The organism is Nonomuraea sp. NPDC005730, assembly GCF_040630865.1.
Classification (GTDB): domain Bacteria; phylum Actinomycetota; class Actinomycetes; order Streptosporangiales; family Streptosporangiaceae; genus Nonomuraea.
Genome location: NZ_JBEXYK010000066.1, coordinates 1 through 12,235, shown reverse-complemented (window position 1 = coordinate 12,235; position 12,235 = coordinate 1). Strand labels below are relative to the sequence as shown.

The following is a 12,235-nucleotide window of genomic DNA, read 5'->3' as shown; positions in this document are numbered from 1 at the left end:
GTGCGGGCGGGCGGCTCAGAGGGCGCGGCTGATCGCGTCGGCCGCGGCCGTGAGCGCGGCGACGAGGGGTTTGATCTCCTTCGGGGAGTAGCGGACGCTGGGCATCGAGATCGACAGCGCCGCGCCGGTCGCGCCGTCGCGGCCCTTCACCGGGCATCCCACCGCGACCACGCCCCGCTCGGTGCGCTCCAGGTTGAGCGCGACCCCGCTGTGCCGTACGGACCGCAGGTCCCGCCGCAGCCGTGCCAGGTCGGGCAGCTCCTCGGCCGGGTCACCCCGGTCGTCGGCGGCGTAGAGCTGCGCCAGCTCCTCGTCCGAGAGGGCCGCCAGCGCCACCAGGCCGCCGGTGGCCTGGTGGGCCGGGAAGACCATCCCTTCCCGGCTGCCCACCCGCAGGGCCTGCCCGCACTCGACCGAGGCGATGAAGCGCACGTTGCGGCCGGTGCGGATGCTGAGGTTCACCGTCTCGTCGATCCGGTCCACCAGCGCCCGCATCTCGCCGAGCGCCGCCGCCCGCAGCGCGCCGACGTCGGACTGCGCACGCTCGGCCAGCGCGAGGACCGGGCCCACCCGGTAGCTGCGGTCGTCGTTCTGCACCGCGAAATCGCGGTACACCAGCGCGGTCAGCAGCCGGTGGGCCGTGGAGCGGGCCACGCCCAGCCGTTCGCCGGCGGCCGAGACGGTGACCACCCCGTCGAGCTGGAGGATCTGCGCGAGCCGCAGGGCATGGTCGACGCTGGTGGGCGCGTAGGCCGGCGGGGTCTTCATGGGCTTCGCCATGGAACCGATCCTGACACATGAATTCCACTGTGCAGAATCCTCTTTTCCAGCCCGGTCGCCTGCGCGGATAGTCGGGGCCATGCCCCACGTGAACGCCGGCGGCTCGCCGGTCAAGATCGCCGCCGTGGACCGGCCGGACCAGCCCTCGCTCAGCCCCGAGCTGGAGGACCTCTACCGAGGCTTCGAGAAGGCGCTGCTCGTCCCGTTGTGGACGGAGATCGGCGACCTGATGCCGCCGCACCCACGCTCCAGCGCGCAGCCGCACCGGTGGGAGTGGGGCACGCTGCTCGACCTCGCCGGCCGCGCCGGTGAACTGGTCCCGGTAGGCCGCGGCGGCGAGCGCCGGGCGATCGCGCTGGCCAACCCCAGCCTGGGCGGCAAGCCGTACGCGACGCCGACCCTGTGGGCCGCGATCCAGTACCTGATGCCGGGCGAGAACGCGCCCGAGCACCGGCACAGCCAGAACGCCTTCCGCTTCGTCGTCGAGGGCGAGGGCGTGTGGACCGTGGTCGAGCGCGACCCGGTGCCGATGCGCCGCGGCGACTTCCTCCCCCAGCCCGGCCTGCACTGGCACGCCCACCACAACGCGGCCGACACGCCCATGGCCTGGATCGACGGGCTCGACATCCCGTTCCAGTACGGCGTCGAGGCGCAGTTCTTCGACTTCGGCCGGGACACCCTCACCGAGGAGGAGCACGCCACCCCCGACCGTTCGCGCGCCGAACGGCTCTGGGGGCACCCCGGCCTGGCCCCGGTCTCCCAGCTGCGCCGGCACGAGGGCACGCCGTTGCTCTGCTACCGCTGGACCGACACCGACGCCGCGCTGGCCGACCAGCTCGCGCTGGAGCGGGAGGGGCACGCGGGCCCGGTCGAGCCCGGCCACGCCCTGGTCCGCTACGTCGACCCGACGACCGCCGGCGACGTGCTCCCGACGATCCGGGCGCAGTTCCACCGGATCACGACGGGCGTGGAGACCGCGCCGTACCGGGAGACCGGCTCGTCGGTCTACCAGGTCTTCGACGGGTCCGGCCGGGTCACCGTCGGCGACCGGTCCTGGCGGGTGAGCCGCGGCGACCTGTTCGTCGTGCCGTCCTGGCAACCGCTGTCGATCCGCTCGGAGGCGTCGGCCTCCGACTCCGACTCCGGCGCGCTCGACCTGTTCCAGTTCGGCGACGCCCCGATCTTCACCAGGCTCGGCCTGTACCGCAGCCACACCGAGGAGAACAGCCGATGAAGCTCGCCACCGTCCGTCTGGACGACCACCGCACCGCCGCCGTCCGCGTCGAGGGCGACGAGCTCGTCGAGGTGGGCCCGGCCGACGTCGGCGCGGTGCTGGCCGCGCCCGGCGGCCTGGAGGGCGCCGCGGCGGCCGACGGCCCGCGTCACCCGCTCGCCGGCGCCGACCTCGCGCCGGTCGTGCCGCGGCCGAGCAAGGTCGTCTGCGTGGGGCTGAACTACCAGAACCACATCAAGGAGATGGGCCGCGACCTGCCCGAACACCCGACGCTGTTCGCCAAGTTCGCCGACACCCTGATCGGCGCCTCGGACGACATCCGGCGTCCGGTGGAGACCGACCAGTTCGACTGGGAGGCCGAGCTCGCCGTGGTCATCGGCCGGCCGGTGCGGCGGGCCGACGAGGCGCAGGCGATCGCCGCGATCGCGGGGTTCACCGTGCTCAACGACGTCACCTGCCGGGACTGGCAGTTCCGGACTCGTGAGTGGCTGCAGGGCAAGAACTGGGACTCCACCACCCCGATCGGCCCGTTCCTGGTCACCGCGGACGAGACCGGCCCGCGGCCGGCGCTCGACGTCCGATGCGAGGTCGACGGCCGGGTGATGCAGTCGGACAACACCGGCGACCTGCTCTTCGACCCGGTCCACCTGGTCCGCTACGTCTCGACGATGATCCGGCTCAACCCGGGCGACGTGATCGCGACCGGCACGCCGGGCGGCGTCGGCCACGCCCGCAAGCCACCGGTCTTCCTGCGCGGCGGCGAGCTCGTCGTGACCGAGATCGAGGGGCTGGGCAGGCTGGAGAACCGCGTCGTCGGCGAGGGCGCGTGATGGCGCGCGACCTCGCCACCGCGCTCGCGTGGGTCGAGACGGGGACCGGACTGTGCGCGTCGGCGATCGCCGGTCTGTCCGAGCGGGAGTACGACGCCGCGTCGGCCCTGCCCGGCTGGACGCGCAAGCACGTCGTGGCGCACCTGGCGGCGAACGCCGAGGCGATCGGCAACCTGGTCCGCTGGGCGCGCACCGGCGAGCCGACCCCGATGTACGCCTCGCCGCAGGCCCGCGCCGCCGGGATCGAGCGGGGCTCCCTGCTGGACGCCGGCGAGCTGGCCCGGTGGTTCACCGAGTCGGCCGCGATCCTGGCCACCGCCATGACGGCACTGCCGGAGAAGGCGTGGCGGGCCGAGGTGGTGACCGCGCAGGGACGGACCGTGCCGGCCAGCGAGATCCCCTGGATGCGCGGCCGGGAGGTCATGGTGCACGCGGTGGACCTGGCGACCGGGCTCACCTTCGCCGACCTTCCCGACGGCTTCCTGCGGGAGCTGCGGGAGGACATCCGCGCCAAGCGCGGCCCCGGCGCGGTGCCCGACGTCGAGGGGTCGCTGCCCGACGTGACCGCCTACCTGGCCGGGCGCCCGGCGGGCGGCGTGACCGCCGCCGGCGGCGGAGCCGCACCGACCCTGCCTCCGTGGCTGTGACGAGAAGGAAGATCTGATGGGCACCCTCCCCTCCACCCGTGCCGACGTGATCGTCGTCGGGGGCGGCATCGGCGGCCTGTCCGCCGCGCTCGCCCTGGTCCGCCAGGGCCTGCGGGTCCGGGTGTACGAGCAGGCCTCGGCGTTCGGCGAGGTCGGCGCGGGCCTGCAGCTCGCCCCGAACTGCACCCGCATCCTGGACCGTTACGGCCTGCTGGCCGAGGCGTCCGCGCTCGGCGTGCTGCCCGAGACCATGGTCATGAAGGACGCCCTGGACGCCGCCGAGCTGACCCGGCTCGACCTGCGCGACGTCGAACGCCGCTACGGCCACCCCTACCTGGTGATCCACCGCAGCGACCTGCACGGCATCCTGCTCCGCGCCTGCGAGCGGGCGGGCGTCGAGCTGCTCACCGACGCCCGCTGCACGTGGTACGAGAACGTCGACGGCGGCGCCCGCGTGCGTTTCGCCGACGGCGTCGTGGACGAGGCGGACGTGGTGATCGCCGCCGACGGCCTGCACTCGATCGCCCGCGAACTGCTGGTCCGGGACGAGCCGGTGAACTCCGGATATGTCGCCTACCGCTGCGCGGTGCCGTTCGAGCAGGTCGCCGGCAACGACGTGCACGACAAGGACGTCGTCGTGTACGTCGGGCCGCGTTGCCACTTCGTGCAGTACCCGCTGCGGGGCGCGGAGACGTTCAACCAGGTCGCCGTCTTCGAGTCGCCGAAGGCGCTGGCCGGCCAGGACGACTGGGGCACCCCCGACGAGCTGGACGCGGCGTTCGAGGGCACCTGCGACCAGGTCCAGCAGGGCCTGCCGCTGATGTGGCGCGACCGGTGGTGGCGGATGTTCGACCGCGACCCGATCATGACCTGGGTCACCGGACGGATCGCGCTGCTCGGCGACGCCGCGCACCCGCCGCTGCAGTACATGGCGCAGGGCGCGATCATGGCGATCGAGGACGGCTGGGTGCTCGGCGAGCACGTCGCCGCGCAGCGCGCCGAGGGCCGCCGCACGGACGGCGTGGGCGTCGACTGGGACCGGGCGCTGGCCGCCTACGAGGCGGTACGGCCCGAGCACTGCCGCCGGGTGGTCGGCACGGCCCGGGCGTGGGGCGCGTTGTGGCACCTGGAGGGCCTCCGGAGACTGCAGCGCAACGCCCTGCTGCGGGAGCGCGACGTCCATGACTACGCGTTCGTCGACTGGATCTTCGGGCCGACGGCCCTGACCCCCGAGGACGAGCCGGAGATGTTCCGCCCGATCCCCCTCGACTCCGCGCCGCTGTGAGGCATCAGGTCGCCAGGCCCCGGCGGTAGGCGTAGACCACCGCCTGCACGCGGTCCCGCAGGCCGAGTTTGGCCAGGATGCGTGACACGTACGTCTTGACGGTCTCCTGGCTGATCACCAGCGTGGCGGCGATCTCGCTGTTGGACCGGCCGTCGGCGATGAGACGCAGCACCTCCAGCTCACGCGGGGTCAGCGCGGTCTCCCCGGACGGCGGCCGGGCGGGACGGATGCGGGCCGCGTACCGGCCGACCAGCCGGCGCGTCACCTCGGGGGCCAGCAGCGCGGCGCCCGAGGCGACGGTGCGGATGCCGTGCAGGAGCTGCGCCGGCGGGGCGTCCTTGAGCAGGAACCCGCTGGCCCCCGCGCGCAGCGCCTCGTAGACGTACTCGTCGAGGTTGAACGTGGTCACCACGAGCACCTTGACCGGGTTGTCGACCCCCGCGCCGGCCAGCAGCCGGGTGGCCTCGATGCCGCCGAGCACCGGCATGCGCACGTCCATGACGACGAGGTCGGGGCGCAGCCGGCGGGCGAGGTCCACGGCGGCGCGGCCGTCGCCGCACTCCCCCACGACCTCCAGGTCGGGCTGGGCGTCGATGATCGTCGCGAAGCCGGTGCGGATCAGCGCCTGGTCGTCGCAGACCAGCACCCGGATCGGCGCGCTCACGCCGGGCCGCCCGCGGGGACGCTGGCCCGCACCACGAAGGCGCCGCCCGCCTGCCGGCCGGCGCTGAACTCGCCGCCCAGGGCGTCCACCCGCTCGCGGAGCCCGGCCAGACCCCGCCCGCTCCCGCCGGGGGCGGCGGCCCGGGAGCCGGTGCCGTGGGTGCTGACCACCACGCTGATCTCCTTCTCGCCGTAGCGCACCTGGACCGCGGTCGGGCTGCCGTGGGCGTGTTTCAGGGCGTTCGTCAGCGCCTCCTGGACGACCCTATAGGTGACGAACTCGGCGCTGCCCGCCGATTCCGCCCGGCTGCCCTCCTCGGCGAACTCCACCGGCTGTCCCGCCCGGCGGGTCCGCTCCACGAGGGTGTGCAGGTCGGCGGCGGACGGCAGGCCGTCGGGGTCGTGATCGGCCTTGAGCAGGTCGAGCATGTGCCGGAGGTCGGCGATGGCCCGCCGGCCGGTGTCGGTGACGGCGTTCAGCGTCGCGTCGAGACGTTCGGGGACGGCGGTCAGGTAGCGGGCGGCCTCGGCCTGCACCACCATCGCCGTCACGTGATGCGTCACGACGTCGTGCAGCTCGCGGGCGATCCGGGTGCGTTCGGCGGCGCGGGTGGCCTCGGCCACGTGGCGGCGGCGTTCCTCCTCGGCGGCGCGGGTGGAACGCAGCCAGGCCCCGATGCCCCAGGTGAGGGCCAGCGCCAGGTAGAACACCACGTATCCCTCCACCCGCTCGTCCGCGCCGAGCCGGTCGAGCGCGAGGGCCAGCGGCACGTACGCCAGGGAGAGGAGGATCACGGCGGCGCGCCGGAACCGCTCCAGATGGGCGCCCGCGCTGATGAGCGCGACGGGCAGCACGTTGCTCGCGAACAGGTGGTAGCCCCGCAGCTGGTCGAGGACGAAGCCGGCCGACACCAGCGCGAGGCACACCGCCGGCCACCGCCGCCGGACGGCGAGCGGCAGGCACTCCAGGGCGATCGCCACCAGGGCGACCGCGTCGAAGGGGCGGGCGGGCAGGTCGCCCACCTGCGTGCCCTTGTCGTGCAGGCCCGGCAGGAGCGACGCGACGGCCACCAGCAGCCCGAACGGCAAGTCCCGGACCACGACGTCGCACCGCCGCCACACCTTCGTGGCCCGCCCCAGATCGATCACCGGGCGAGCGTAGCGGGACCACGGTCGTGCGGGCGGCGAGAAGCCCGCTTTGTCCCCCGTGCGAGCTACCGGGAAATGTCCACTCCGCGGTGACGATCCCGGCACCGTCCGGTCCGTAGCGTTGCCGGGCGGCCACGGCGTTCCGTCGGCCTTTCCCGTTCGCACCCCCGCCGTGCGCGTCGCCCTCGCGGCGGCCGGCTCACTGGAGGACCTCATGCTCGCCAGGATCAGGACACCCGTCGCGGCCGCGCTGTGCTGCATCGGTCTCGGCGCGGGGGTGGCCGGCTGCGACGGTGACGCGATGGAGAAGTGGGACCCCTTCGCCGCCTCCACGCCGACGTCCGGGGCCGCGCCGATCTCCGGCACCGAGAAGATCACCGTGGCCGGCCGGTCGGTGAACGTGTCCTGCTCGGGCGAGCCGGTCGAGGGCGGGCCGGTCGTCGTCCTGATGCACGGCGGCGGCGACGGGCTGGACAAGATGGCGTCCCTGCAGAAGACGTTGAGCGGCAAGCACCGGGTCTGCTCCTACGACCGGCTCGGCGCGGGCGCGAGCGACCAGCCGGAGGGCCCGCAGGACCTGGCCGGCAGCGGCAGGATCCTGACCGGTGTGCTCGACCGCGTCGCCGGGAAGGCCCCGGTCGTCCTGGCCGGTCACTCGCTGGGCGGGCTGATCGCCGCCCGGTACGCCCCCGACCACCAGGACAGGGTCAAGGGGCTGGTCCTGCTGGACGCCACCCCGCCCACCATGATGAACGACATCGAGAAGGCGATCCCCGAGTCCGCCAAGGGCCCGGCGGCCGAGCTGCGCGCGCAGAACCTGGCGATCTTCCAGGGGCAGAACCCGGAGAAGCTGGTCATCGCCGACGGCGCGGTCCGCTCCGCCGGTGACATCCCGGTCGAGGTCGTCAGACACGGCAAGCCGTACCTGGAGGCCCTGCCCGAGTACGGGCCGCGCCTGGAGCGGGCGTGGGCGGCGGGCCAGCGCAGGTGGCTCGCGTTGTCCGGCCGCAGCAGGCTGAGCACGGCCGCGGACAGCGGGCACTACATCTACGTCGACCAGCCCGGCGTCGCCGTCCAGGCCGTCGAGCGTGTCACCGGGCAGGCGCAGGGACGGTGATCCGGCCGATCGCGGGGATAGGTCGGAAGGCCGGATCATGACAGCAGCGTTCCTCCGGTTCGTCCCTGACGAGGTCGACGACCTGGTCCCCTTCCCGACCGGCGAGGTCACGCCGGTGGCGTGGGAGGGCGAACCCCGCCCCTGACAGGGGACGGTCGCGAGGAGAGGTCGCCGTCGTGATGGCCGAACGAGCGGCGGTAGGCGGCGGGCGAGGTGTGCACCAGGGAGTGGAAACGTCTGCGGAGGTTGGCGGCCGAGGACAGGCCGACCCTGGCCGCGATCGTCTCCACGGGGAGGTCGGTCTCCTCCAGCAGGGCCCGCGCCGCCGTGACGCGCTGCTGGAGCAGCCATCGGCCGGGGCTGACGCCGAGCTGGCCGGCGAACCTGCGGGCGAGGGTCCGCGGGGAGACCCCGGCCCGCGCGGCGAGATCGTCGAGGGTGAGGGGCTCGTCCAGCCGTTCGGCGGCCCAGTCGAGGAGCGGCGCCAGCGACTCCGGCCGGCGGTCGCCGGAGGGCGCGGTGCCGTACTGCAGCTGACCGCCCTCGCGGTGCGGGGGCATGACCATGTGGCGGGCGATGTGCGCGGCGTAGGCCGCGCCGTGGTCGGCGCGGGCCAGGTGCAGGCACAGGTCGATGCCGGCGGCGGTGCCGGCGCTGGTGGCGAGGTCGCCCAGGTCGATGTACAGCGTGTCGGGTTCGACCTGTACGCCGGGAAAGCGGTCCGCGAGCTCGGCGGCGAGCCGCCAGTGGGTGGTGGCCCTGCGCTGATCGAGCAGCCCGGTCTCGGCGAGCAGGAAGGTTCCCGAGCAGATCGTGACGATCCGCGCGCCCCGCCGGTGGGCCCGCCGGATCGCGTCGATCACGGCGGGCGGCGCCGGATCGTCGCGGCGGTGCCATCCGGGGATCACCACCGTGTCGGCGGCCTCCAGCGCCGACAGGCCCGCCCCGACCGCCATGTCGTACCCGGCCAGGGTCGGCACGGTGCCCGGACGTTCGGCGCACACCTGGAACGAGTAGCGGGCGGGCAGACCCGGCCGGCGCACGCCGAAGACCTCCGCCGCGCACGCCAGCTCGAACGTGGACTGCGGCGGCAGGACCAGCGCCACCACTCGCTGAACACTCATGGCAGGAAAATACCCGCAGACGTCAATCCAGACACTGGGCGGGGTCGACGTCCGCCGCGACGATGGGGTCATGACGCAAGATGCGAACGACGTCCAGATCCTGCATGTTGACGAGGTCGAACCCGTCGAGGTCGTCCCCGGGATCGTCCGGCGGCGGCTGCCCGCCACCGACCGGGCCCGCGGCTGGATGTACGACTTCGCCCCGGGCACCGAATGGCCCGAGGTGGACGTGCACGACGGCGAGGAACGCTACTACGTGATCTCGGGCGAGTTCATCGACCGGGGGCAGCGGCTCGGGCCGGGCAGTTACGTCGTGTTCGCGCCGGGCAGCACGCATCGCCCGCGCACCGAGACGGGCGCCCGCATGCTGGGCATCAGCATCCTCACCCCGTAGCGGCGCCGCGCCGGACCTGGTCCGGCGGGCTGCGTCAGTCGCGCGGGCGGCGGACGCGGGGCACGGGCTGGCCGCGGCGGGCGGCCTCGGCCTCCAGGCGCTTCCTCAGCAGCCTGCCCTGGCCGAGGAACGAGCGGCTGCGCTCGCGGCGGCTGCCGGCGAGGCTCCAGTCGTTGAGCGCCCGTTCGACCCGCACGCTCAGCCGATCGCCCGCGCCGGTGGCCCGCCCGACCAGCACGACGTTCTCCTGCCACTCCATGGCCGGGCCGTGCCGGTGGAAGGTCAGGCACACCGGCCCGTCGGCCGCCTGGACGCCCGCGGGCAGCCGCAGGTCGAAGCCCGCCTCGGTCCGTACGGCCGAGCGGGTGCGCACGGCCAGCGGCATGCCGTCGGCCACCATGGTGACGACGGGCTCGCCCAGGTGGGCGGCGCGGCCGGCGAACGGCCGCCAGTCCGCCGGCGGGGCCGACCGGCCCGGCAGCCGGGCGCCGGTGGGTGCGGGATCGGAGGCGGGCGCGGCGACGTCCGGGGGGCCCGTCCAGATCCCGGGCGTCCTGGACAGGTCGCCCTCGGGCCACCAGACGATCCGCTCGGGGGTGACCTCCACCCAGATGCGGGCGAAGTACCAGCCCAGCCGCTTCACCAGGAACCACGGCATCCCGGCGAACCCGGCGCCGGTCTTGGCCAGCGACTCGCGGACGTACCGATCGGTGCCGGCCTGCAGGTCCGCGTCGCGCACGGTCGCCCGGCCCTGCACCAGGACGACGGGCGCCCGGTCCGGCCCGCCGCCCTCCGCGCCGGAGCACAGCAGCGCGACGCGCGGGTCCCGGCGGGCGCGCTCGGCCTTGTCCGGGTAGGTGAGCCCGGTGCTGACGTCGATCGTGCCGCCCGCGCCGGCGTACGGCGTGACGGGCCAGGTGACGGGACGGCCGTCGCGGGTGAGCGAGGCGTACTCGCAGACCAGGGCGCGGCCGAAGACCTCGGCCGCCCGGCGCGGCGAGAAGGTCGGTGCGGATGCGGTCATCACGGCTCCAGGATCATGTCGGCGGGGGTGGTGCCGTACAGGCGGGTGAAACGCCGCCGGTAGGCCGGCCACCAGAACAGGCGGAACATCAGCCGGGCCACGACCGGCAGGTCCGCGTACGACGCCGCGAGCAGGCGGGCGTCGGCGCCGGAGGCCAGCCAGCCGAGGATGACGGGGACCCGGCGGCGGCCGAAGTCGTCCATCGCCCGGCGCCGGTCGGCCTCGACGTCGGCGGGGGTGAGGTGGGCGAGCATGAGCGGCACGGCGACCCGCTCCTCGTGGTCGAGGTGCTCGTTGACGAGCTCGTGCAGCCGCCGCAGGGTCGCCGCGCGCCCGGCCAGGGGCACCCCGCGGTCGGCGGCGGCCTCGATCAGCGGGTCCAGCAGGGAGTGCTCGGACTCCAGCTCGGCCAGCGCGTCGGCCGCCTGCGGGGCGCGGCCGGTGAGCTTGGGCCACAGGGTGGCGTCCTCGTGCGAGTGGTGGGCGTGCAGCATGTCCAGCACGAGCGCGAGCTGCTCCTCCAGCAGTTCCTCGTGCGCGTCGTCACGCGGGTCGCCGCACGCCTCGGCCAGGCGGCCGAACTCGGCGCGGAAACCGGCGTGCATCATCAGGAAGCCGGTCAGGTGTTCTGGTGTGATCATCAGTCTGTTCCCTCACGTGTCGGGAACAGCGTGCGCGCCGCGTCTCTACGTGCACTTGGCGAGGGCTTGGCGGGCCCTTGTCAGCCAGTAGGCGGCGCCGGCCCGCTCCAGCTGGCGCACCGCCTCGGTCAGGTGGGCCCTGGCCCCCTCGCGGTCACCGAGCGCCAGCAGCGCCTCGCCCAGGTGGCCGTCGTACGCGCCGTCGACGGTGGTGCACGCGCCGTTCACGTGCAGCAGCCCGGCGAACGGACGGAACGCGTCGTAGACCTCCCGGACGACGTCCGCCTCGCCGAGCCGGATCGCCGCGTGCAGCCGGCACATGGCGGCCATCGCCCAGTGGTAGTCGCGCGGCGGCATGGGCGTCTCGCGCAGGATCCGCCGGGCGCGCTCGGGCTCGCCCAGCTCCGCCAGCGCGTACGCCAGGGCGTAGGCGGGCCCCGCCAGGCCGGTGTGCCGGGCCATCTCCCCGATCCAGGCCGCCTCCTCGCCCAGGCGGTCCTCCTGGATGATCGTCTCGGCCCGTCCGGCGAGCACGCTGAGCTCGAAGTAGGCCAGGTCGGCGAACGACAACAGCGCCCTGACGGGCTCGAAGTGCCGGGCCGGGTCGGGGACGCCCTGGAACAGGTCGAGCCCCACGTGCGCCACCGCCGCCTGCAGCGCCAGCGTGGGATTGTGCAGGTCGCGCAGCAGCGTGCCGATCTCCGCCAGCAGGTCGCGAGCCTGCCGCACCCTGCCGTGCTCCACGTGGTGGGAAACGAGGTGGAGCTGTGCGATCACCCTGAGCTGGGGCGACAGGTCCGGCTCGGCCAGCAGGCGGCGGGCGGTCCCGGCGCGCTGCTCGACGAAGTCCTGTCCCTGCAGCGCGATGAGCCGCAGGTGCAGCACGCGCCGCAGCAGGGCGGGGTCGTCCAGGCGCTCGGCCGCCGCCACGGCCCGCGACGAGACCGCGCCGACCTCGTCCTCGCGGCCGGTCTGGGCGAGCACGACGGACCTGACGGCCTGCGCCGTCGCCCAGGCGGGCGTGGACGGCGGCAGCTCACGCGCGGCCCGGTCCGCCGCGTCGCGGACGGCCGCCACCTCGACGCCGTACCGGAAGGGCACCCAGATGCCGTGTCCCATCGCGATGTCGGCGGCTCTGACGGCTTTGTCCAGGTCGTCGCCGGCCATGGCGAGCGCCTGCTCGACCGCCTCGTAGCCCTCGTCGAACCGGCCGGCGGCGTAACGGCTCTCCGCCAGCCCGACGGCCAGCTCGAACCGCTCGGCCGCGCTCGCGCCGGCCGGCTCGGCGGCCGCCAGCGCCTCCTGCCAGGACACGGCCGCGTCGTCGGGCGCGTGCCGTCGCAGGGC

General features: G+C 74.5%; 13 protein-coding genes. 6 read left to right on the top strand and 7 right to left on the bottom strand.

All coding sequences use genetic code 11. From position 1 onward, the window contains the following. Positions 1–15 precede the first annotated feature (15 nt). On the bottom strand, positions 16–780 hold the full coding sequence (locus ABZ444_RS43095) for an IclR family transcriptional regulator (protein ID WP_358009953.1): 765 nt from the start codon (positions 778–780) through the stop codon (positions 16–18). A 79-nt stretch (positions 781–859) separates the two neighbouring features. Between ABZ444_RS43095 and ABZ444_RS43090 the strand changes: the two genes are divergently transcribed. Genes ABZ444_RS43090 through ABZ444_RS43075 form a run of 4 tightly spaced genes read left to right on the top strand, consistent with a single transcriptional unit; the run spans position 860 to position 4,776 of the window. Continuing rightward, positions 860–2,014, top strand: a complete 1,155-nt coding sequence (locus tag ABZ444_RS43090; protein ID WP_358009951.1) for a cupin domain-containing protein — start codon at positions 860–862, stop codon at positions 2,012–2,014. Continuing rightward, positions 2,011–2,844, top strand: a complete 834-nt coding sequence (locus ABZ444_RS43085) for a fumarylacetoacetate hydrolase family protein (protein ID WP_358009949.1) — start codon at positions 2,011–2,013, stop codon at positions 2,842–2,844. The genes ABZ444_RS43090 and ABZ444_RS43085 overlap by 4 nt, the downstream gene beginning before the upstream one ends. Next, complete coding sequence (locus ABZ444_RS43080) at positions 2,844–3,491, top strand: maleylpyruvate isomerase family mycothiol-dependent enzyme (protein ID WP_358009947.1); 648 nt, start codon at positions 2,844–2,846, stop codon at positions 3,489–3,491. Before ABZ444_RS43085 ends, ABZ444_RS43080 begins: the two co-directional genes overlap by 1 nt. Before the next feature lie 16 nt (positions 3,492–3,507). After that, positions 3,508–4,776 (top strand): FAD-dependent monooxygenase, encoded by a 1,269-nt coding sequence (locus tag ABZ444_RS43075; protein ID WP_358009945.1) that lies wholly within the window; start codon positions 3,508–3,510, stop codon positions 4,774–4,776. 4 nt (positions 4,777–4,780) lie between these two features. Here the strand turns inward: ABZ444_RS43075 and ABZ444_RS43070 are convergent, their stop codons facing one another. Then, positions 4,781–5,440 (bottom strand): response regulator transcription factor, encoded by a 660-nt coding sequence (locus ABZ444_RS43070; protein WP_358009943.1) that lies wholly within the window; start codon positions 5,438–5,440, stop codon positions 4,781–4,783. Then, positions 5,437–6,588, bottom strand: coding sequence for a histidine kinase (locus ABZ444_RS43065; protein WP_358009941.1), 1,152 nt, complete (start codon positions 6,586–6,588; stop codon positions 5,437–5,439). Before ABZ444_RS43065 ends, ABZ444_RS43070 begins: the two co-directional genes overlap by 4 nt. 172 nt (positions 6,589–6,760) lie before the next feature. Here ABZ444_RS43065 and ABZ444_RS43060 point away from each other — a divergent pair, with 172 nt between their 5' ends. Further along, positions 6,761–7,705, top strand: a complete 945-nt coding sequence (locus ABZ444_RS43060) for an alpha/beta fold hydrolase (protein ID WP_358009939.1) — start codon at positions 6,761–6,763, stop codon at positions 7,703–7,705. A 107-nt stretch (positions 7,706–7,812) separates the two neighbouring features. Here ABZ444_RS43060 and ABZ444_RS43055 read toward each other — a convergent pair whose 3' ends face one another. After that, on the bottom strand, positions 7,813–8,829 hold the full coding sequence (locus ABZ444_RS43055) for a helix-turn-helix domain-containing protein (protein WP_358009937.1): 1,017 nt from the start codon (positions 8,827–8,829) through the stop codon (positions 7,813–7,815). Between the two features lie 70 nt (positions 8,830–8,899). Here ABZ444_RS43055 and ABZ444_RS43050 point away from each other — a divergent pair, with 70 nt between their 5' ends. Beyond that, entirely contained in the window at positions 8,900–9,223 is a 324-nt protein-coding gene (locus tag ABZ444_RS43050) for a cupin domain-containing protein (protein ID WP_358009935.1), read from the top strand. Positions 9,224–9,257: 34 nt separating this feature from the next. Here ABZ444_RS43050 and ABZ444_RS43045 read toward each other — a convergent pair whose 3' ends face one another. The 3 genes from ABZ444_RS43045 to ABZ444_RS43035 all read right to left on the bottom strand — a co-directional run. Next, positions 9,258–10,247, bottom strand: coding sequence for a hypothetical protein (locus ABZ444_RS43045; protein WP_358009933.1), 990 nt, complete (start codon positions 10,245–10,247; stop codon positions 9,258–9,260). Continuing rightward, positions 10,247–10,888, bottom strand: coding sequence for a hemerythrin domain-containing protein (locus ABZ444_RS43040; protein ID WP_358009931.1), 642 nt, complete (start codon positions 10,886–10,888; stop codon positions 10,247–10,249). The genes ABZ444_RS43045 and ABZ444_RS43040 overlap by 1 nt, the downstream gene beginning before the upstream one ends. A 45-nt stretch (positions 10,889–10,933) precedes the next feature. Beyond that, on the bottom strand, positions 10,934–12,235 hold a 1,302-nt coding region (locus ABZ444_RS43035), incomplete at its 5' end, for a hypothetical protein (protein WP_358009929.1).

Bases quoted from the DNA above. Each gene is read 5' to 3' on its own strand.
- ABZ444_RS43095 (WP_358009953.1), bottom strand. From the start codon at position 780: ATGGCGAAGCCCATGAAGACCCCGCCGGCCTACGCGCCCACCAGCGTC.
- ABZ444_RS43090 (WP_358009951.1), top strand. From the start codon at position 860: ATGCCCCACGTGAACGCCGGCGGCTCGCCGGTCAAGATCGCCGCCGTG.
- ABZ444_RS43085 (WP_358009949.1), top strand. From the start codon at position 2,011: ATGAAGCTCGCCACCGTCCGTCTGGACGACCACCGCACCGCCGCCGTC.
- ABZ444_RS43080 (WP_358009947.1), top strand. From the start codon at position 2,844: ATGGCGCGCGACCTCGCCACCGCGCTCGCGTGGGTCGAGACGGGGACC.
- ABZ444_RS43075 (WP_358009945.1), top strand. From the start codon at position 3,508: ATGGGCACCCTCCCCTCCACCCGTGCCGACGTGATCGTCGTCGGGGGC.
- ABZ444_RS43055 (WP_358009937.1), bottom strand. From the start codon at position 8,829: ATGAGTGTTCAGCGAGTGGTGGCGCTGGTCCTGCCGCCGCAGTCCACG.
- ABZ444_RS43050 (WP_358009935.1), top strand. From the start codon at position 8,900: ATGACGCAAGATGCGAACGACGTCCAGATCCTGCATGTTGACGAGGTC.
- ABZ444_RS43045 (WP_358009933.1), bottom strand. From the start codon at position 10,247: ATGACCGCATCCGCACCGACCTTCTCGCCGCGCCGGGCGGCCGAGGTC.
- ABZ444_RS43040 (WP_358009931.1), bottom strand. From the start codon at position 10,888: ATGATCACACCAGAACACCTGACCGGCTTCCTGATGATGCACGCCGGT.